Source organism: Desulfitobacterium chlororespirans DSM 11544 (assembly GCF_900143285.1).
GTDB lineage: Bacteria > Bacillota > Desulfitobacteriia > Desulfitobacteriales > Desulfitobacteriaceae > Desulfitobacterium > Desulfitobacterium chlororespirans.
In genome coordinates this window covers 87468-108788 of sequence record NZ_FRDN01000004.1, presented here as the reverse complement: position 1 = coordinate 108788, position 21321 = coordinate 87468, and the positions used below count along the sequence as shown (strand labels likewise).

At 49.2% G+C, this 21321-nt stretch carries 17 protein-coding genes; 13 read left to right on the top strand and 4 right to left on the bottom strand.

Annotation, left to right across the window (positions count from 1 at the left end):
• Positions 1–145: 145 nt before the first annotated feature.
• The 3 genes from BUA14_RS03405 to BUA14_RS03395 all read left to right on the top strand — a co-directional run bounded on the left by BUA14_RS03405 (position 146) and on the right by BUA14_RS03395 (position 3554).
• Positions 146–1219: a helix-turn-helix domain-containing protein gene (locus tag BUA14_RS03405; RefSeq protein WP_072771290.1), complete on the top strand. Its 1074-nt coding sequence runs from the start codon at positions 146–148 to the stop codon at positions 1217–1219.
• Between the two features lie 128 nt (positions 1220–1347).
• Positions 1348–1710, top strand: a complete 363-nt coding sequence (locus BUA14_RS03400) for a BlaI/MecI/CopY family transcriptional regulator (RefSeq protein ID WP_072771289.1) — start codon at positions 1348–1350, stop codon at positions 1708–1710.
• Positions 1710–3554: a M56 family metallopeptidase gene (locus tag BUA14_RS03395; RefSeq protein WP_242954536.1), complete on the top strand. Its 1845-nt coding sequence runs from the start codon at positions 1710–1712 to the stop codon at positions 3552–3554. The genes BUA14_RS03400 and BUA14_RS03395 overlap by 1 nt, the downstream gene beginning before the upstream one ends.
• 15 nt (positions 3555–3569) lie before the next feature.
• Here the strand turns inward: BUA14_RS03395 and BUA14_RS03390 are convergent, their stop codons facing one another.
• Both BUA14_RS03390 and BUA14_RS03385 read right to left on the bottom strand, forming a co-directional pair.
• The gene (locus tag BUA14_RS03390) at positions 3570–4427 is read right to left on the bottom strand and encodes a MerR family transcriptional regulator (protein WP_427846678.1); all 858 of its coding nucleotides are present in this window, start codon (positions 4425–4427) and stop codon (positions 3570–3572) included.
• A gap of 244 nt (positions 4428–4671) precedes the next feature.
• The gene (locus BUA14_RS03385; protein ID WP_072771286.1) at positions 4672–5433 is read right to left on the bottom strand and encodes an SDR family NAD(P)-dependent oxidoreductase; all 762 of its coding nucleotides are present in this window, start codon (positions 5431–5433) and stop codon (positions 4672–4674) included.
• A 192-nt stretch (positions 5434–5625) separates the two neighbouring features.
• On the opposite strand from BUA14_RS03385, the gene BUA14_RS03380 reads away from it, so the two are divergent.
• From BUA14_RS03380 to BUA14_RS03350, 7 genes are all read left to right on the top strand, one after another.
• A complete protein-coding gene (locus tag BUA14_RS03380; RefSeq protein WP_072771285.1) occupies positions 5626–6195 on the top strand; it encodes a bifunctional transcriptional activator/DNA repair enzyme AdaA in 570 nt (189 codons plus the stop codon).
• Positions 6196–6301: 106 nt separating this feature from the next.
• Entirely contained in the window at positions 6302–6826 is a 525-nt protein-coding gene (locus BUA14_RS03375) for a methylated-DNA--[protein]-cysteine S-methyltransferase (protein ID WP_072771284.1), read from the top strand.
• A gap of 146 nt (positions 6827–6972) precedes the next feature.
• Complete coding sequence (locus BUA14_RS03370) at positions 6973–7671, top strand: response regulator transcription factor (protein ID WP_072771283.1); 699 nt, start codon at positions 6973–6975, stop codon at positions 7669–7671.
• A complete protein-coding gene (locus BUA14_RS03365; protein ID WP_072771282.1) occupies positions 7668–8897 on the top strand; it encodes a sensor histidine kinase in 1230 nt (409 codons plus the stop codon). Before BUA14_RS03370 ends, BUA14_RS03365 begins: the two co-directional genes overlap by 4 nt.
• Positions 8898–8959: 62 nt before the next feature.
• Positions 8960–9643, top strand: a complete 684-nt coding sequence (locus BUA14_RS03360; protein ID WP_072771281.1) for an ABC transporter ATP-binding protein — start codon at positions 8960–8962, stop codon at positions 9641–9643.
• Positions 9640–11976 carry an ABC transporter permease gene (locus tag BUA14_RS03355; RefSeq protein WP_072771280.1) on the top strand — a complete coding sequence of 779 codons (2337 nt, stop codon included), beginning with the start codon at positions 9640–9642 and terminating at the stop codon, positions 11974–11976. Before BUA14_RS03360 ends, BUA14_RS03355 begins: the two co-directional genes overlap by 4 nt.
• A gap of 164 nt (positions 11977–12140) precedes the next feature.
• Positions 12141–14297, top strand: a complete 2157-nt coding sequence (locus BUA14_RS03350) for an EAL domain-containing protein (RefSeq protein ID WP_072771279.1) — start codon at positions 12141–12143, stop codon at positions 14295–14297.
• 93 nt (positions 14298–14390) lie between these two features.
• Here BUA14_RS03350 and BUA14_RS03345 read toward each other — a convergent pair whose 3' ends face one another.
• Positions 14391–15884 (bottom strand): Ppx/GppA phosphatase family protein, encoded by a 1494-nt coding sequence (locus tag BUA14_RS03345; RefSeq protein WP_072771278.1) that lies wholly within the window; start codon positions 15882–15884, stop codon positions 14391–14393.
• A 236-nt stretch (positions 15885–16120) separates the two neighbouring features.
• On the opposite strand from BUA14_RS03345, the gene BUA14_RS03340 reads away from it, so the two are divergent.
• From BUA14_RS03340 to sixA, 3 genes are read left to right on the top strand one after another with little or no spacing between them, the layout of a single operon-like run.
• Positions 16121–17653: a Ppx/GppA phosphatase family protein gene (locus BUA14_RS03340; RefSeq protein ID WP_072771277.1), complete on the top strand. Its 1533-nt coding sequence runs from the start codon at positions 16121–16123 to the stop codon at positions 17651–17653.
• Positions 17650–19797, top strand: coding sequence for an RNA degradosome polyphosphate kinase (locus tag BUA14_RS03335; protein WP_072771276.1), 2148 nt, complete (start codon positions 17650–17652; stop codon positions 19795–19797). The genes BUA14_RS03340 and BUA14_RS03335 overlap by 4 nt, the downstream gene beginning before the upstream one ends.
• A 38-nt stretch (positions 19798–19835) precedes the next feature.
• Positions 19836–20306 (top strand): phosphohistidine phosphatase SixA, encoded by a 471-nt coding sequence (sixA, locus tag BUA14_RS03330; protein ID WP_072771275.1) that lies wholly within the window; start codon positions 19836–19838, stop codon positions 20304–20306.
• A gap of 126 nt (positions 20307–20432) precedes the next feature.
• On the opposite strand, the gene BUA14_RS03325 is transcribed toward sixA, so the two are convergent.
• Positions 20433–21272, bottom strand: coding sequence for a histidinol-phosphatase HisJ family protein (locus BUA14_RS03325; protein WP_072771274.1), 840 nt, complete (start codon positions 21270–21272; stop codon positions 20433–20435).
• Positions 21273–21321 lie beyond the last annotated feature (49 nt).

The following is a 21321-nucleotide window of genomic DNA, read 5'->3' as shown; positions in this document are numbered from 1 at the left end:
TTGATGAATGAAAACTCCATATTTCCTGATGGTTAACTTTTTCTGCTTTTAGGTTAAACACGCGTCCGTTGTTTTTAGGATACTGTCATTGCTACAATAGAGACAGATCAGAGAAGTTTATGCTTTATAAAAAGGAGAGAATGGTATGGAACTGGATATGGGTAAGGTGATCACAGCCAAACGCAAAGAGAAATCATGGACACAGGAACAACTGGCTCAGGCCGTCGGGGTTTCGACACCGGCGGTGAGTAAATGGGAAACGGGAGCAACGTATCCCGATATTACGTTGCTTCCGCCTATCGCCCGTGCTCTGAACACGACAGTGGATGAATTGTTTTCTTACCAAAACGAGTTATCCGATGACGAGGTGAGCGGATTCACCCAAAAAGCCATCTCGCTATACGAGGCGGAGGGATTTGATGCCGGCTGGAACTATTGCCAAAAGCTTCTGCAGGAATTCCCTAACAGCATTCCTCTAAAGTTCTATCTGGGCAATTTATTTCAAAGCTTTATGATCATGAAGCCTGATCTGGGCAAGGAAGACATTCAAAGCTATTATCGCCAAGCCGCCATCCTGTATGAGGAGGTGCTGTTGTCGGGCTATCCGAAGTTCACTTACCACGCAACTCTTATTCTGGTAGGGTTTTATACCATGCTCAATGAGCTTGACCGGGCAGAAGAATTGTTGGATAGCTTGCCAAAGTTAAAAGCAGACCCTGATTTCCTCTATCCCTCAATCTATGCTTTGCGCGGAAAAAATGAGGAAGCCATGGAGCTGACCCAGAAGAATATCAGGCGGTATGTTTCCTATGTCAGTCAGGGGTTAAGTCTTTTAGGTGCTTTTGCCCGGGAGCAGGAAGATATGGACAAGGCCTGCACTCTCGCCAAAATGAACTTGGAAATAACGAGGCTTTTAGGCATCTCCAGGGAAATTGCCTATGCAGATATAGTGAAAATCATGGTGGTAAGAGGAGATAAGCAAGCGGCCCTCACGTATCTGGAAGAATACACACAGCACATCCTGGAGTTAAGCTATGATTATGCCAAGAGCCCTGTTTTTAACCGGGTCACGGACACATCCTACGTGAAAAAAGTGCTGGCCCAAAGCGTTTTAATAGATCAAGGATATGCTCCTTTAAAAGAGGAACCCCGCTACCTTCAGATCGTACATCAACTACGGGAGGTCATTGAAACTCAAACCCATACGTTTCGCGAATAATCGATTGGGCTTGGGCAAAGGGTCATATGTTTCTCAATTCATTTGCGCATTATTTTCTTGACAAAGAGGTCTATATTCTATAGACTCAAAATATAAGTCTATAAAACATAGACCGAGGAGGCTTTGTCATGAAAGAAGATAAATTATCCCAGAGCGAAGGGAGATTTGCTGAGTTGGTTTGGCAGCATGAGCCAATTCCCTCCGGTGAGTTGGTAAAGCTGTGCGAAAAAGAACTGAACTGGAAAAAATCCACCACCTATACGGTGCTGAAGAATTTGTGTGAAAAGGGCATTTTTCAAAATCAGCAGGCTGTGGTGACTGCGCTGATCAAAAAAGATGCCTTCTACGCTGAGCAAAGCAGACGGTTTGTGGAAAACGCTTTTGGCGGCTCTCTGCCCAGATTCCTGACCGCCTTTATCGGGGGCAAGAAATTGAGCGATGATCAGGTTGACGAATTGAAGAGGCTAATCGACGAGCATAAGGAGGAGTGATGATGGAAGGGCTGTTCCTTACCGTGTTGAATATGAGCCTGACCGGAAGCTATGTCATTGCCGCTATTATGCTGGCGCGGCTTTTCCTGAAGAAAGCGCCGAAAGCTGTTTCCTATGCTCTTTGGGGGACAGCAGGTTTCAGGCTGATCTTTCCCTTTTCCTTTGAGAGTGTCTTCAGCCTGATTCCCTTCAAAGCCCAGCTCATCCCTCAGACAGCTCCTTTGGGGGAGAATGTCTCTTTGGGCTCTGCCGTCGGTGCAGCCCTTCGTGCCGTCGGCGATGCGGCCAACGGTGGCCTGGGAACGGTTACAGTCTATCTCGGCCAGACAGCCGACGGCTACTCTATCACCACCCAGGCCTACCACTCGGAAGTGTGGCTGATGTTCGGCAGCTACCTCTGGCTGATAGGGATGGCCGCCTTGTTGCTCTACAGCGCTGTATCCATTGTCCTGCTGAAGAGGCGGTTGCATGGGGCAGTGCTTTCCGTGGGTAATATCTATGAATCCGATAAGCTGAGAACACCTTTTGTGCTGGGAGTTTTTCGGCCGAAAATCTACGTACCGATCGGATTGAGGGAAGAAGAACGGAGGTATATCCTTCTTCATGAGCAGACACATATCCAACGGTTTGATCATCTGGTGAAACCCTTTGCTTTCCTCATTCTTTCCCTCCATTGGTTTAATCCTCTGGTCTGGATGGCCTTCTCGCTGATGAGCACGGATATGGAGCTTTCCTGTGATGAAAAGGTGCTGAAGGCAATGGGCCAGGAAATGAAAAAGCCCTATGCCCAGTCCTTGTTGTCCCTGGCTGCGGGCCGGCGTTTCTTAAATGGAAGTCCCCTGGCTTTCGGAGAAGGAAATGTGAAAGCGAGAATCAAGAATGTGTTGAACTATAAAAAACCCGCCAACTGGGTCATCATGGTTGCAACGGTGTTCGTGGTGGCTTTGAGTATAGGACTGGCAGCGAATAAGGCCAACAGCGCCACCGGTGATTATGATTTCTCTAACTTCAGTATCAACGGGTTTATGCTCGGTGCGGATACAAAGGAAATGGATACCTCGGCTTTTACTCCCATCGAACCCTTGCAGATCAAAAATGGCTACGATTTTAATTTTGAGGAAGCGCGCTATAGTGTGGATGAGAACACCAGGCGGCTGATTAAATTGTTCGTTAACGTCTATGATGGTGCAGATATTCCCGCAGTGACCCTCCATAAGGGGGAAGGGGCAACGTACATCCCTGATAAGCTGAAGACTATTGAACAGGTTGTCGAAGTGTTTGGTCAAGGCAAGAGGGGGTGGCAGGATAGAGAGCAAGGACTTCGCTATCTGGAGTATCGGCAGAAAGAGGGGAGATTATCGGCAACGGTCCGGTTCGTTTACACAGACGGCTACTCCGACGGGATAAACCATCATCTTGTTTGGGTGATGGCTGAGAGCAGCCTGCCTTATCCCTACCCCACGAAAGCGCAAACTGATGAACCGTTGATCTTCTCATCCGGAGAAACGGATTTGATTAAGCTGGGCCAAGCCGCTTTTGAGACCTATATGGTCTTGCGGATGAGCGAAAAGACTCCTGTGGAAGAACGCATTGCCTCCTATCAGCTCAATGACATCTCCATTGTGGCCGGGGATATCCATGAGTTCTGCGTTGCTGTGAACTATGATTTTACCACCGATCACGACGGCTATCGCAATCCTGCCGAGGCGGCCAAAGGCAAGGGGACCTGGCCGGATAATTACCGGGAACTGAGAGTACAATATGCTTACGAGGATATTTATGCCATCATAAGCATCGGTACAGGAGGGGGCGGACAGGGGCTCCCGCCTTATCCCGCAGAGTAGGCAAGGCCTGACGCTTTACCCTAAATGAATCTTTAAGGCTTTGCCGATAAACTCTGCGGCACCCTCACCGTATTTTTGATCTGTGGTGCTGATAAAGAGGGGATTGGTAAGGTAATTTTCGGCCATAAAAGCCCAGTAGTTTTCTCCCATATCCAGACCATTATGGCCTTGATTGCACAAATCAATAAGTTCCAGAATCATTGTTTGGATTTCTGGAGAAGAAACATCTTTGCTTAAATCCGCTGTGAGCTGCCGGGTAAGTGAATCTGTCTTGGCCATGGATTCCTCGACATCGATGGTCTCAGTACCTTTTTTCAAATAGTTTTCCAAGTTCTTTTCGGAGGCTCTGGTATAGCTTTCGATGCTGCCATACTGTTTGATGGCAAGTTCAGCAATATCCGAGGCCTTTGCTTTTAGCTCACCGACCATTTCATCAAATGCACCAATATCGCCAAATTTCTTAAGGATTTCATCGGCATGGGTTTTTTTAAACGCCTCTAAAGCCTGGAAGTAACCATTCATATCAAATTCATTAAAGCTCATAATTTTTTCTCCTTTTTCCAGTTTCGCCAATAGATTGAGCAACCTATTCAGCCTATCCCGTTTGAGCTCAATTAAAGCCTTTTGCTTTTTGAAGGCTTCAACTTTATCGAAGTGGGGGTTAGCCATGATAGCTTTTATCTCTCTCAGGGTAAAATCAAGCTCTTTGAAAAACAATATTTGCTGCAATAGTTCCAAGGAAGCATCATCATATAATCTGTAGCCTGCATCGTTAACTTGGGTCGGTTTGAACAAATCAATTTCATCGTAGAATTGGAGTGTTCTGACACTAACACCTGTTAATGCGGAAACTTGTTTTACAGTTCTCATCATTGCCTTCCTTTCCGGGTTTTGAGATAAGATGCCATCACGTTGCCTCTGTCTGTAGAATAGCCTATCACGTTACGTGAGTGTCAATGATTTTTGTCATATTTTTATAGAGACATGAAAAGCATCCTTTCCGTATGGGCGTACCGCTTTCTGGATACGGGAAAGATGCTTTTTGTTTAACTAATATTGAATTGGTATGCCTGACTATGAATATCATGGCACCGGCAAAGCCTGCCCCTGATCTAATTTAAACGCAGGTGTAGCCGCCGTCAATGGGTAGAATGGCTCCGGTTACATAGGATGATTCATCAGCCGCCAGGAAGCAGGCGGCTGAATTCAATTCACCGGAATTGCCGTAACGTTTAAGGGGCACAGTGCGCTCCATATAAGCTTTGAATTCCTCCGTCTTGAGAAGATCGGCGGTCAATTCCGTTTCAAAATAGCCTGGGCAGAGACAATTGACGGTGACACCACGGTCGGCCCATTCCGCCGCCAAAGCCCGGGTGAGGTTGACCACACCGCCTTTGGCCGCATGGTAGGCAGAAGCGGGTGTAGCTGAATTTCCCACCATGCCGTACATGGAAGAAATATTGATAATACGCCCATAACCGGCTTCCAGCATGACTTTGCCAAATTCGCGGGCGATACGGAAGACACCGGTCAGATCCACAGACAGATTATGTTCCCAGACTGCATCCGCCATTGTTTCGGCAGGGGCAACGGAGCCGATACCGGCGTTATTAATAAGGATATCCACTTTGCCGAATCGGTCCCGGGCAGCTTGAACGGCGGCCTGAACAGAGGCCAGTTGAGTTACGTCACAAGGGAAGGGATAGGCTTGGACACCGTATTGGCTTTCAATATCTTCGGCCACTTTACGTAGCCGCTCCTCCCGGCGGGCCAGCAGCACCACATCGGCACCTTGTTCAGCCAGCCCATGAGCCATTTGGGTGCCTAATCCGCTGGACGCTCCGGTAATAACAGCCACACGGCCTTGTAGATTAAACATATTTTTATCCTCCTCTAGCTAAAACAGTCGTTCATTTTATCGGCGCGTTTAGTATGCACTGGAAGGATGAAAAAAATTAAATGATGCAATATCGGAAGACAGGCTTCAGAAGATCAATTATAGTAGAAATAGATTAGTGTGACATAACAATTGAGCGCTCAGGAAAAGGAAGTAATTTAAGGAGGTGTCCGGATGATGCTCAGTGCAGAAGAAAAGTGGCAAGCTGTCCTTGCCTGCGATGTGGCTTATGATGGACAGTTTTTTTACGGAGTAGAGACCACGGGGATTTTTTGCCGCCCCTCCTGCAAATCGAAAAACCCTAAGCGGGAGAATGTGGTTTTTTTTGACAACGTCGCCCAGGCACGTGCCTGGGGATTGCGGCCATGCAAACGCTGCCGGCCTGATTTGGCGGAATTTCAACCCCAAAAAGAGCTGGCTGAAAAAATTAAAGGGATCTATGATCTTTATTTTGCTGACCACAGCCGTTTGCGGGAAGAGCTGAAAAAACTTGGTGTCGGCCGGAACCGTGCCTGCCAGGTGTTTTATGCGCACTACGGCAAGATTCCGGCGGAGTATCTGAATACACTGCGCATCGAGTCTGCGCAAAAGCTCCTGACCCATACCCAGGACAGCACTCTGCAAATTGCCCTGCAAAGCGGTTTTGAAAGCCTTTCTACCTTTTACACTCACTTTCGCCGGCTGACCGGAGTATCCCCCAAGGAATACCGCTGTTCGGCTCTTGGCAAAGAGGAAAGCGGTTGAGGGGCATAGCCCCGAAAAAGCGCCGAAAGGGACCCATAAGTGTAGCAGTCTGAGCGATGTGCGGAAAGCTACAGGACCCAAACAAATCAAAGGAGTTGATCTAACCATGATTTATACCTGCAACCTCAGTACTCCTCTGGGAGCCATCACAGCGGCTGCTGAAGGAGAGGCGCTTACCGGACTTTGGTTTATCGGGCAAAAATACTACCCGTCTCCAACAGAAGCATGGGTCACTGAGCCGGAGCAGAGGGTTTTTCAGACTCTGCAGACCTGGCTGGACCATTATTTTTCCGGAAGGGAAGGTTCTGTCCTACTTCCTGAGCTTGCGCCCCAAGGGACGGATTTTCAAAAAAAGGTTTGGGAAATTCTTCTGGAAATTCCTCGTGGCTGTGTTACCACCTATGGTGAAATAGCTAAAAAGCTGGCTGCCGACAAGGGGCTGTCCTCCATGTCCGCTCAGGCTGTAGGAGGGGCGGTGGGGCATAATCCCATCTCGATTCTCATACCTTGCCACAGAGTGGTGGGGGCTAAGGGAAGCCTGACCGGCTATGCGGGAGGGCTGGAAAAGAAGCAAGCATTGCTGAGTCTTGAACAGGCGGACCTTAACTGCAGAAAAATGAGACCAGGATAATGCGGTCACGATAAATGACACCAACTATAATCAAGTTGGTGTTTTGTTTTTGGCTGTCAATGGTATAGTGGAAATAAAAGAACTATAATGAGCACAGGAGAACGGAGCTATGGATTATCTAAAGATGAAGATGAGGAGAACCGATGATGGAACCTAGGATTTTACTTTTGGAAGACGATCTAAGCCTGATTGATGGTTTGGAGTATGCCATGAAAAAGCATGGATTTCAGCTGGAAATCGCCCGTACAGTCAAGGAGGCCAGGGAATGGATAGCCAAAGAGCACTATGATTTATTGCTGCTTGATGTTACCTTGCCGGATGGAACGGGTTTTTCGGTATGCGAGCAGGTGAGAAAGGCGAGGAATCAGGTTCCGATTATCTTCCTGACTGCCGCTGATGAAGAAGTCAATGTGATCCGCGGCTTGGACAGCGGCGGGGACGATTACATAACCAAGCCCTTTAAGCTGGGTGAACTCTGTTCGCGGCTCCGGGCCCTGCTGCGCCGTGCCGGAGTTGCCCAGCCATCCCGATCATCCCTGCTTGCTTGCGGTGATATTGCCATTGATCTTCTGGCCAGCCGCGCTCTCCTTAAAGGCCGGGCGCTGGAATTAACCCATGCCGAATACCGGCTTCTTTGTCTATTGGTCCGTAACGCCGGACGGGTGGTCACCCGCAGGGTGATCCTGGATGAGCTGTGGGATGGAACCGGGGACTTTGTGGACGATAATACACTGTCTGTTTATATCCGCCGTCTGCGTGAAAAGGTGGAGGCTGATCCCTCCCATCCTGAACACTTAATAACTGTCCGGGGGTTCGGTTACCAATGGAAAGAGGTGCCGGCATGAGTTTTTGGCGAGAAAAGCAGTCCCGTCATTTCTGTTATAGCTTGATCTTGCTTGCCCTTCTTTGGCATGGCTGGAGCTGGTTATTCGGTATAGTGCAGACCCAGACTGCCCAGGAAATGCTGTTGTCCCGCGACAGCGCTGTGGCCGGTGCTCTTTTAAAGCAAGGTGTACCACCGGAGGTGATCGCTTCTGCCATGGCAGCTCCTCAGGATGATGGACAAGGGAAAAACCTGCTCAGGCAGCTGGGCTATACAGAACAAACTGCCTTCTATGATCTGCCGGCCCTCTCCGGATTTACAGCAGCTACCTTTCAGTGGGTATTTTTAGGCGCTTTTGTTTTCATGATCCTTCTCCTGGCCTTAGGCTGGTTTTTTCTGATAAGGAGAGAACGGCTGTATCGTCAGGCCCTGAAGGTCATCGGCGGCTTTGGGGAAGGTGACTTCACAGCTCATTTGCCCCGTTCCGCTGAAGGAACCCTGTCTCAGCTCTTCGCTGCTGTGGAGAACCTGGCCTCGGCATTGCAGGCCAAAGGAGAAACTGAACATAAGACCAGGGATTTTTTGAAAAACACCATCTCGGATATTTCTCATCAACTAAAAACGCCTCTGGCCGCCCTTACGGTGTATAACGAAATTATTTTGGCAGAGCCGGATAATCCGGCTCTAATCACTGAATTTTCCCGGAAGACCACAGCGGCTCTCCAGCGTATGGAGCAATTGATCCAAGCCCTTCTGAAAATCACCCGCCTTGATGCCGGAAGCATTACCTTTGCCAAAACACCCCAGCGGATAGCTGAGATGGCCGCGCAAGCCATTGGGGAGTTAAGGGTACGGGCCGCAAGGGAAGGGAAAAGCATCATCATCAGCGGCGAGCTGGAGGAAGAGCTTAACTGTGATGGGCAATGGACCAGGGAGGCTGTGGGAAACATCGTCAAGAACGCTTTGGATCACACCACTTCCGGCGGTCACATTCGCATTTCCTGGGAACGCTCGCCGGCAATGGTGCGAATTTCTATTGCCGATGATGGGAAGGGGATTGCTCCGGAGGATATTCATCATATTTTCAAGCGGTTTTACCGGAGCAGGCATTCCCAGAATATCCCAGGAGTCGGTCTGGGCCTGGCCTTAGCTCAAGCCATTATTGAAGGTCAGGGAGGAATGCTCTCCGTCCAAAGTGCGCCGAACGCGGGTGCAACCTTTACCCTATCTTTTCTTACAGAATTGTAAGCTGACAGTCACCTCGCTGTAAGCTCTGTCCCTTATCTTTAGGGAAAGGAGGTAAGGTTGCTATGGAAATTCTTAAGGTAGAAAAACTTTGCAAAACATATGGAACCAAAGAAGCTCAGGTCAAAGCCTTAAACGATGTTTCCTTTACTATGGATAAAGGGGAATTGGCGGCGGTGGTGGGTGAATCAGGCTCCGGCAAAAGCACGCTGCTCAACTGCATCGGCGGTTTGGACACCCCCACCTCCGGCAGAATCCTGCTGGAGGGCCGGGAGCTCTTCCGGATGCAGGAAGAAGAGCGGACCATTTTCCGGCGCCGCAATATCGGCTTTATTTTTCAGTCCTTTCAGCTGATACCGGAATTGACGGTGGAACAAAATATTATTTTTCCTCTTCTGCTGGACTATCAAAAGCCTGACCCCTATGCGGTCAAGGAGATTTTGCAGGTCCTGGGGTTGTCGGAACGCCGCAGCCATCTGCCCAGTCAGCTTTCCGGGGGGCAGCAGCAGCGGACTGCCATCGGCCGCGCTCTGATTACCAGGCCCCTGCTGATCCTGGCTGATGAGCCTACGGGAAATCTGGACAGCAAAAACAGCCGGGATGTGATGGACTTGCTGATCAAAGCTTCCCGGCACTATCAGCAGACCATCCTGATGATTACCCACAATATGAATCTGACCTCCGGGGTGGATCGGGTCCTGAGGGTAACGGACGGTATGCTTGCCGATCTGGGAGGGCTCAGGGAATGAAAAACTATCTGGATCTCATCCCAATTGCCGCGAAGGTGAATAAGAAGCAAAGCAGGATGACCCGAATCTGCATTATTCTGGCCGTTTTTCTGGTCACCGCCATTTTCGGTATGGCCGATATGGAGATGCGCAGCCAGCAAATACGGGAGATAAACGAAGGGGGCAACTGGCATGTGCTGTTCTCCGGCCTTGATGAACAAACCGCCGCCATGATCGCCGCCCGGCCGGAAGTCCGACTTTCCGGGTGGTATGACTATCTCGATGAAAAGCAGGAGTATACCCTGGCCGGGAAGTCCGTCCAGGCGGTCGGTTTGGATAAAGAGGTATGGGAGAGCGTGTTTCCTGGGAAAATCACGGAGGGTGTTTACCCAGCCGGGGAAAAAGAAGTGGCACTGACAAAGAATGCCAAAGGTGGTTTGGGCATCAATCTGGGAGATACAATCCTACTGGAGCATTCAGGTTCTCAACCGATCCGGCTTTCCGTAGTGGGATTTGTTGAAGGGACTTCGAAACTGTTGAAAGAGGACGGGAATGCTCTGGTGTTCGCGACTGAAGGATTCCGCTCATCCTTTCCCCAGGCAGAGGGGGCAAAGCATTATATCGTTCAATTATCGCACTACTGCAATATGCAGAAGGTGATCGCCGATATCACAAAACACTATCAACTTGCGGAGCAACAGGTTCTGCAGAATGGCAATCTGCTGGGGGTACTCGGCCAGAGCAATAACAGTTATTTGCTGGGGCTTTATGGCATCGCCGGGATTTTATTCAGCGTGGTTTTGCTGGCCGGGGTTCTGATGATCGCCGGCAGTTTGAACAGCAATGTTATGCAAAGAACGGAGTTTTTTGGCCTGCTGCGCTGTCTGGGAGCGACCCCCAAGCAAGTGATGAGGTTTGTCCGCCGGGAAGGTCTGCAATGGTGCAAGACCGCTATTCCGCTGGGAGTGGGCCTGGGAACGGTCAGTGTATGGGTGCTTTGCGGAATTCTGAAAGTGTTGAGTCCCGGTTATTTTTCCGAACTGCCTGCTTGGGGAATCAGCGGGATCGGTATTCTGTCCGGGATTGCCGTAGGTATTATTACGGTACTCTTAGCCGCCCGCTCACCGGCTAAAAAGGCGGCCCGGGTTTCCCCTCTGGCCGCGGTTTCGGGAAATGCCAGTGCTGTTCAGCCTATCCCCAGGGCAGCCCATACCGCTCTTTTCCCCATCGAAACCGCCCTTGGTCTTCATCATGCCACAGCCAGCAAAAAGAATTTCCTGCTGATGGTGGGCTCCTTCTCCCTCAGCATTATCCTTTTTCTGACCTTTTCAGCCATGGTTGACTTTATGCATCATGCGGTCAGGCCTCTAAAACCCTGGACGCCGGATCTTTCCATCGTCAGCATGGATAATACCCCCTCGGTAGCGGGCAGCCTTCAGGAAGCGTTCCGTGCTCAGGAGAAGGTCAAGCGGGTCTACGGTCGCATGTTCGCCTATGATGTTCCGGCCAAGGCCAAAGAACAGGAGAGGGTTATCGATCTGGTGTCTTATGAAGAGCAGCAGTTTGCCTGGGCGCAGGACAGCCTGATCGAGGGTTCTCTGGAGGGAGCGGTGCAAAAGCAGGATCAGGTATGGATCGTTTACAACCCGGCAAGTCCGTTGCAGGTGGGGGACAGGCTTACCCTCAGTGTTGGCGGGGCCTCCCCGGAGGTGAGGGTAGCCGGGGTCCTCTCCATCAGTCCTTTTACCGGCAGGGAGGGAGTGGATACGGTAATTTGCTCTGAAACAACATTTCGCAAACTGACCGGTGCAAGGGACTACACGATTCTTGATCTTCAGCTTTCTCCCAAGGCAACCGATGAAGATGTTCAGGAGATTCGTTCCCTAGCCGGCTCCGATGTCCGCTTTTCTGATCAGCGGGCTGGCAATCGTGAAGCCCGGGGAGCCTTTTACTCCATGGCTTTGTTTATCTATGGCTTTTTGGCGGTGATCCTGCTGATTACTGTCTTCAACATCATCAACAGTGTGGCTATGAGTGTGGCGGCCCGTATGAAACAGTATGGAGCGATGCGGGCCATCGGTATGAGTGACCGTCAGCTGATCAGGATGGTTAAGGCTGAAGCCATGACTTATTCCTCAGTGGGAAGCGGCGTCGGCTGTATTGTGGGGATGTACCTGCATCAACTGGTGTTCGAGAAAATGATCACGGCACATTGGGGCGATCCGTGGCAGCTTCCCTTGAGCGAGCTTGGTCTGATCCTGGTCATTGTTATGATCACATCTCTTCTGGCCGTACGTGGTCCGGCCCAACACATTCGCAGGATGTCGATTGTGGATACCATCAGCGCCCGGTAAGATGGAATTATTTAAAACAGCTCCGCTGCTGCGGAGCTGTTTTGGGTCGAATCAGGCATCGCTGTGCAATTTAAACTGTCATCTCTTGACATTTTTGCGAAAAAAGAATTAACTTAAAGATAAGTTGTTTTTTTAGGGATTCATGGCAGCGGAGATGATAAAAAATGCACAAGCGTCTTTTCAGTAATGTTGCCGAGATGAGCGGCGACTATACTAAATTGATGGAAAAAGCGGGTGAGAACCTCTTGCTGGCATCGATCCGGCGGGGGCTTATTTTAATGATTCCGGTGGTGCTGATTGGTTCTCTGGCGCTGCTGTTTTCCAGTTTTCCCGTACCCCAGTATCAGGAGCTGATGGCAAGGCTGTTCGGGCAAAATTGGCAGGACTTTTTCATCTATGTCCACGATGGTACGATTGGTATTTTATCTCTGGCCATGGTCACCTGCATCACCTATTCCTTAGCCACCGAGCTGGAGAACAGGGATAAGCTCAGAATCAATCCCGTGATCGTCTCCACTGTGGCCTTGTGTTCTTTTGTGGCTCTCTTTGGCATTAACAAAGATGGGTTTAAAATCACCAATTATGGAGTGACCGGGGTCTTTGTTTCCATACTGGTGGCGGTAGTCGCCAGCCTTTTGTTTTATAAGCTCAGTTCCATCAAGCTGCTGAGGATCCGGCCCTTTTCCGACGGTGATTCCATTACCTTCAGCCATGCCGTAGCCTCGATTATTCCGGCGGCCATCACGATCACTCTTTTTGCCGCCGTCAACCAGATTTTAGCCGCCCTTCTGAATATAACCGATATCAACGATTTCCTTGCCGACGTCCTCTATCATTTGTTCGCCAATATCAGCAATTCCTTTCTGCGGGCGCTGCTGTTTATTTTTCTGATCCATTTTCTTTGGTTTTTCGGCATTCATGGCAGCAATATGCTGGAACATGTCGCCCAGAGCATCTATGTCCCGGCCCTGGCCATTAATCAGGAGTTGATCCAGGCTGGCGGAGAACCTACCCAGATTTTTACCAAGACTTTCTTTGATACTTTTGTTCTGATGGGGGGCTGCGGAAGCACCCTCTGCCTGATCATTGCCGTATTTATGCTGAAAAAGAACAAAAATCAGCGCCGGATCGCTAAGTTCTCTCTGTTCCCCCTCCTTTTTAACATCAATGAGCTGATTGTCTTTGGCTTCCCCTTGGTCCTGAACCCCATCTATCTGATCCCCTTCCTGCTGGTGCCCCTGCTTTTGACCATGACCTCATATGCCGCCGTAAGCCTGGGGCTGGTCCCTTTCACGATTCAGACGGTGGAATGGACGACGCCGGTTTTTATCAGCGGCTACTATGCGACAGGGTTTTGGAGCGGCTGCTTATTGCAGCTTTTTAACCTGATTCTGGGGACCCTGTGCTATATACCCTTTGTTAAGCTGTCCCAGACTGTTTCGGTATCCAGGCTGAAAAAGAGCTTTGAGGCCCTTTGCGCGGAGTTCAAAAAATCGGAAAGAAGCAACAAAAGGCATAGTCTTTTGGAGCGGCAGGATATGCTCGGCAGCTTGGCCAAAGCCCTGGCCGAGGATCTGAAATACGATATCGAAACCAAGAAGCTGACCTTGTTTTATCAGCCCCAGGTGGATTATGAGGGGAAGGTGTTCTGCGCCGAAGCCTTGCTGAGATGGAATCATGTTCATTACGGCACCATTTATCCGCCCCTGGTCATTGCGCTGGCTGAGGAATATCATCTCATCGATGAACTGGGGCTTGAAATCATTGACCAAGCCTGCAGTACGATTAAGATCATGGCTGCCCTTGGGTTCACCGAGATGGCCGTTTCAGTGAATATTACCGCTTCCCAGCTTGAAAACCAAGACTTCTCCGGTAAGCTCAGGCAGCTCATCGAAAAACATCAGATCAGCCCTAAGGCCTTGAAAATTGAGATTACGGAACAGGTGGCCCTGGAAAACAACAAGTGGATCAAAGATACCCTCAATGCCATCAAGGAGATGGGAATTGAGCTGGAGATGGATGATTTCGGAATGGGCCACAGTTCACTGATGTATCTGAAAGAATATAATTTCGATACGGTTAAGCTGGACGGCTCTCTAGTGCGTGAAATTTCCACCAACATGAACTGCCGTGACATTATTTCTTCCATCATCTATTTAAGCCGCTCCATGAATTATGCTGTTTTGGCTGAATTCGTGGAAACGGAAGAGCAGCGGCAGATCCTTCACGAGCTGGGCTGCGACCTCTACCAGGGCTATCTTTACAGTCCGGCCATTCCCTTGGCCGATCTCCTGGCTTATATCAGGGGAAGTCAAGGCTGACAAAAAAGCGTCCTTTTCTCACCATAAGGTGGGATAAGGGCGCTTTTGATTCCCGGCAGAAAATTAGGAGAAGGGGCAGCCGCTGGAGAATGGTTAAATAATATGGAGCCGTCTGCCAAACTCTCTTAAGAAGGCTGCTGAAATTTCCATAGTCTCTTTAGCTTCCAGTTCATGGGTAGAATTTGAGGTCAGCTTAAGGGTTACCACCTCCTGCTCGATTAAACAAGCCACGGCGCTGATATTATCATTCATCTGACGATCTAAAGACTCGGAAATTCTTAAGATAACCCCTAGTTTACGGATCGTATTAATCTCCTGCTCCCGCAGCAGTCCTTTGTGGTCAGGATCGATCTTAACCTTGTTTTTGCGGTGAGAGGCTGCTGTATAGGCCGCCATTAATAATTCCTGCTGGCTGATGCCATTGATTTGGGAGTTAAGAATAATATAAAAGGAATGCAGGTGGTGATCGTAATAACTGATACTGATGCCGCTGTCATGGAAGAGGGCTGCCGTTTTCAGTACGTTTACAGTGGAAGCATTCAGCTCATGAACAGAGCCAAGTTGCTCAAATAGTGAGCGAGAGAGCTGCCAGACATGAAAGGCATGCTTTTTGTTCAGGCCAATATTGGACATCAGATTATTAATGGAGTAGTCGAGAACATCTTCCACCGGATGGAGAGCGCCAAGAATCTCCTCATAAATGATGCCTTCCCGCAACCCATAACCACTGATATAGATATCGCTGATTCCGCAATACATAAGCAGGGCGTTAATGGCTGTGGTGGCGCCCCAGATAATATCGGCCCGCTCTGAGGACAGGCCGCGGATATCCTTGCGGCGACCGGCGGGAGTGGTCATGATCAGTTGGTGGATATCCTGAAGACGCTCACTGGGAAGATAATAATTGTGAGAGAGCTCTAAAGGATAAACGCAGCGCTTTTTATCTATCTTGGCAATATTGCGGAAGCTGCCCCCAATACCAATGAGTGTTTTGCCGTGGGGGAGCCAGCCCAGTTGATGGAAAGAATGGATCAAGGAGTTGGTCACAGTCTGTTCTTTTTCATAGATATTGCCGGCCGCTTGATTCAACTGTTCAGTTATGCTGATGGTGCCAAAAGGCAAGCTGGCCATGTTGCGGACCTTGCGGTCTTTCATCCAGATCAGCTCGGTGCTGGCGCCCCCAATATCCATGATGAGATTTTCCGACATAGCAAAGGCATTGGCCACACTAAAATAATCATAGTAAGCCTCTTCTTCACCCTCCAGCACGCGCACGGCAAGGCCGGTTAAGCTATAAACCAGTTCCAGGAATTCCTTTTGATTGGCAGCTTTACGAATGGCTTCCGTCGCCACGACGATGATTTGGTCGGTCTGTATGGCATCGCAAAGAGTTTTATAAAATTGCAAGGTTTCGATGGCCCGCTGCATCCTTATCGGGTGAAGATTGCCGTTGGGCAGGATGTCTTTCCCCAGACGGACGGAATGCTTTACATCGTCAATAATCCGGTAAGAATTATCGTCAGTAAGCTGAACAATGACGAGACGCATTGAGTTTGAACCGATGTCGATAATTCCCAATATCCTCATAGTAAACTCCTCAATGTTTAAGTAGCCGGCCGCTGCCGCTCATCTGGGACCTGTATCAGTATGACATAATTTGGTGGGCCTTTCAAGTTGGAATCCTTTGTGTGGTCCCGGAGAAATGTAAAATATTTGTAAAGAAAAAATATTCTTAAAAGATTATGCTATAATTACCATATTAACGCAAGATTTTGCAATTCTTTTTATTCTGTGTCGAAGTTTGCTTATATGGGGAGAAAAAAATGGAGCTGAAGATTCCGCTTATTGCTGCTATTGATGTGGGATCGAACTACATACAAATGATCATCGCTGAACTCAACCCTGGGGGGCAGGTCAAGATCCTCGAAGATGTTATCCAGCCGACCTCCATCGGCCGGGATACATTCACCATGGGCAGAATCGATCGCAAAACGATTCAGGAAACCTGTGAAATTCTGAAGGGTTTCAGCCAATTGCTGAAGGATTACCGGGTCAAGGATTACCATGCTGTCGGCACCAGCGGAATTCGCGAAGCGGAAAATCGGGAGTATGTGCTGGAGCTGATTCGACTAAAAACCAAAATAGAGGTTGAGATCATCAACAGTGCCCAAGAGCGGTTCTTTATGTATCGGGCTCTGCGCAGCTGCCTGCCCGGGCCTTTGCTGGCTGAGCACACCTCCCTGATCGTCAATTTGGCGGCAGGCGGTGTGGAAACCTCAATTTATGAGAACGGGGCGCTTATTTTTACCGAGTATTTAAAAATAGGCTCCTTGCGCTTAAGGGAAACTCTGGCCGATTTAGAAGCGAAAAGCATCAATTTTCCCGCTGTGATGGAAGAATTCATCGACAGCAAGACCTCATTGTTAAAAAGATTCCTTCAGGACATCAAGTTTACCAACTTTATCATGATCGGCAATGAAGTCCGTACCGTGGCCAATCTATGCGGAGAAGACCAGCGCATTGAGGTTGAAGACTTTACGAAGCTCTATGAAAAGCTCTTAATCATGACCGACGATCAAATAACCCGGACCTACGGCCTGGCCAAGAACCAGGCGGATACCTTTCTGCCCACGGTCATCACCTTGCATTGTTTTTTGAAGCTGACCCATGCCCGGCAGATTTATGTCCCGGATATCTCCCTGAAGAACGGTCTCATCTATGATTTGGCCGATGCACTGGTTGAGAGTCCGCAAAGCAAGGATTCCTTGAATGATATAATCAGCTCTGTCTGGTATATTGCCAATCGTTTTGGAGCAGACAGACGGCATGCAGAGCAAGTTGAAAAACTCGCCCTTTCCCTGTTTGATCAGACCGGGAAGATCCACGGGCTGGGCAGTCAGGAAAGGCTGTATCTGCAGGTTGCGGCCATACTCCATGCTGTGGGCTATTTTATCAGCTTTACAGATCCCCAGGAGCATGCCTATCGGATCATCAGGCACCGCAATATTATGGGGCTGTCTGCCCGGGACCTGATCTTGATTGCCAATATTGTACGCTATAACACTCAGGAATCCCCCAGTCATCAGGACGAAAATTATGAAGGGCTAATGGATAGGGATAAAATTGTCGTATCGAAGCTGGCGGCCCTTCTGAAGCTGGCTGAAGCCCTGGATGTTTCCCATAAAAACAAAGTGGAGAAGGTGGAGGTTCATCGGAAGGGAGAACAATTGATTTTCACCATGTATTCCTGGCAGGACCCCTTTTTGGAAGAATGGACCTTTCAGAACTGCAGTTCCCTTTTTGAGGAAGTCACGGGGATGCAAGTCATAGTGAAACGAAAAGGATTAAGCTTATGATGAAAACTATCTACGACAGCACGGGGAATTTTATCAATCGTGAATTAAGCTGGCTGGAGTTTAATCAGCGTGTTTTGGAGGGGGCTCAGGATACCGCCAATCCACTGTTTGAACGGTTTAATTTCCTTTCCATTGTCAGCTCCAATCTGGATGAGTTTTTTGCGGTGAGAGTCGCATCCTTAGGCGACCAAATCCTGGCTGGTCTGGACAAACGTGATCCCTCCGGCTTGCTTCCTCAGGAATGTATGGCTCAAGTTGTGGCGCGTGCCCATGGGATAATAGAAGATCAGTACCGGTGTTACAGGAACTCTCTGCTTAAAAAACTCAGGAAGGAAAACATCAATATTGTCAACCCTAAATCTTTAACCAAGGACCAAAAGAAATTTGTGAAGGATTATTACCTGCATAGAGTTTTTCCGGTGCTCACCCCCCTGGTGGTGGATCAGGGCCGGCCTTTTCCTTTATTACGCAGCAGAGAGCTGTATATTGCCTTATTGATTAAAGGAGCGGAGACCCATCTTTTCGCCACGGTTCAAGTTCCGAAAGTCCTGCCCCGCTTTGTGGAAGTTCCCTCGGCGACCAAAGACAGGGAATTTATAATGTTGGAGGATCTGATCACCTTAAAATTGCCGGATCTTTTTCAAGGGCATAAGCTGGCAGCCACAGGTTTTTTCCGCATTACCCGCAATGCCGACCTGGATTTCGACGAAGAGGGGGCGGAAGATTTATTAGAAGCCATTGAATTATCCATACGTCAGCGCAAATGGGGTTCGGTGATCCGCCTGGAGGTGGGCAAAGGGTTTCATAAAGATCTTCTGGCCATCCTTAAGGAAGAATTGGAAATAACGCAGGACAAAATTTATGAAATACGGGGACCCATTGATCTGACGTTTCTCTCGGACTTCATTAAGCTTAAGGGATGTGAGCATTTACGCTATCTCCCTTTTCAACCTCAGGATGTCCCGGAACTGATCAGGGAAAAGGATATCTTCAAGGCCATTCAGGAGCAGGATATTCTGCTTCATCACCCCTACCAATCCTTCCAGCCGGTGGTCGAGTTAGTGAAAAGGGCAGCCAGAGATCCTCAGGTCCTGGCTATTAAACAAACCCTTTACCGCGTCAGCGGTAATTCGCCGATTATCGCCGCCCTGGCTCAGGCGGCAGAGCTTGGCAAACAGGTTACGGTTCTTGTGGAACTTAAGGCCCGCTTTGACGAGGAGAAAAACATTCATTGGGCCAAGCATCTGGAAGAGGCCGGCTGCCATGTCATCTATGGTTTAGTGGGGCTGAAAACCCATTGTAAGGTCCTCCTGATTGTGCGCCGGGAGGAAGATGGCATCAAGCGCTATGTTCACATGGGCACGGGCAATTATAATGATGTGACGGCTAAAATCTATACGGATATCGGGCTGATGACCGTGAACCCCCAGTTCGGGGCCGATGCCTCGGCTTTGTTCAATATGCTTTCCGGGCTCTCCCAGCCTGTTAACCTGAATAAATTTACTCTGGCTCCCCATGGGATGAGAGAGAAATTCCTCCAGCTTATTGAGGATGAAGCACATAACGCCCAAAAGGGAATGAAGGCGGTCATCGTCGTCAAGGTTAATTCTCTGCTTGATAAGCAAATCATTCTCGCTTTATATCATGCTTCCAGCCAGGGTGTGGAAATCAAGCTGATTGTGCGGGGAATCTGCTGCCTCCGGCCCGGTCTGCCGGGAATCAGCGAGACTATTTCCGTCCGCAGTATTGTGGGAAGATTTCTGGAGCACAGCCGTATCTTTTATTTCTATCATGGCGGAGAAGAGCTGGTGTATTTATCCAGTGCCGACTGGATGCCAAGAAACCTGGATCGCCGGGTTGAGCTGCTCTTTCCTGTCGAAAATCCGGAGACCAAGGAAGAAGTAAAGGCCATACTGGACATAGCCTGGCAGGATACGGTAAAGGCCCGCATATTAAACGCCAAAGGTATCTATAAAAAGGTGGATAAACGGCGGAAAAAATCAGTCAAAAGCCAGGATGCCCTCTGTGAACGAGCGGTAGCTCAAAGCACCAGGGAAAAAGCAAGGCTGCAGGAAAGACTGGAGGGGAGTTTTCATCCCGTGACTGCCGATGTTGAAATGCAGGGGCTTACTGGAATGAAATAAGCATAGCTGAAAAGTACAAATACCGGGAGGAATTCGCAATGGAATTAATCTTGATGCGCCATGGACAAGCTGAAGAGAATATGGAGAATGATGCGGAACGCACCTTAACAAAAGAGGGGCAGAAGAAGCTCAAACGGGTAGCCTTTGGTATCGATCATTTGCTGGACGGGAAGAAAAAGATTTGTATTTGGACGAGTCCGCTGGAAAGAGCTTGGCAGACGGCTCAGATCATCGCTAAGAAGCTGAATGTATCGGAGGTGGAAAAGGTCGAGCTCCTGGCCACAGGGGGCGATCTCATGGCTTTGCTCGAAGAGTGGCTGCCGCAAAAGCAAGCCGATTGCTTAATCATCGTGGGTCATCAGCCCTATCTGTCGGACTGGAGCGTGAAACTGGCTGCTACCCCCCTGCCTTTTAAAAAAGGAGCCATCGCAGGGTATAAATTTAATGAGGAGTCTCCCTTAACGGCTCAATTGCGCTGGTTTGTGCAGCCCGGTGTGTGGTCGAAATAAGGCTGCGGAGAAGAGCATAACAGATTGGTTCAGATAAGATAAGCTCAAAGTCAGATAAGATTAGATTAATAGAAAAAACCCGGCTCGACGAAAGTTGAGCGGGTTTTTTTCAGGTTAACCATAAGTTCATGCCGACAAACCTCCCCTGATCAAGTAGGTTGATTTATTCGCGATTTTGATCATGGCCGGTTGGTGGTTGGTATAGACGGCCACGTACTTAAAGCCGGCCTTTTGCAGCCGTTCCAGGCCGTCTTGAATGCCTTCGCCCACATCTTCAGCCCAGTGGGCATCCGAACCCACGGTAATGATTTCCCCGCCCAGCTCCTTGTAGAGGCGGATAATATCCAAATCCGGCAAGCATTCCCGAGACGCTTGACGGAGCCCGGAGGTGTTTACTTCGATGCCTTTGCCTTTGTCAATGACGATCTTGAGAATTTCCGCCAATTGCTCCCGATCATTTATAAGGTTGGCCCGCAGCCGGTAATTGGCCGCATAGCGCTTGACCAGATCCAGATGTCCGAGACAATCATAGTGGCCCCATTGGGCTAAGGCTTTGAGTTCTTTCAGGTAGATTGCACAATAGGCGGTCAGGTTTTCCGGTGTGTAGCGCACTTCGCTGAAATCCACATTGTCCGGCATACGGTGGGCGGAGCCGAGCACATAATCATAAGGATACTCTTCGATGAGCTGCAGTGAATACTTGGCAAAACGATGGGGCTGGCCTAACTCCACTCCGCTCTTGATGCGGAGTTTCCCCTCGAAGTGCTGGCGGGCTTCGGAAATCTCGGCAAAATACTTCCGGGCATCATACTCCAAATACTCTTCATTGCCCGCAGAGGGTTCGAAGTGATCGGTGATGGCGATTTCCTGCAAGCCCCGGGCGACGGCTTTAGCGCAGAGGGCGAAAATCCCGTCATGGGCATCCGTGGAGTTCAGGGAATGCATGTGATAATCCACTAAAACCATAGTGTCCTCCTTTTCAATAATGATTTACCGCTTTTACTATAACAGGAGA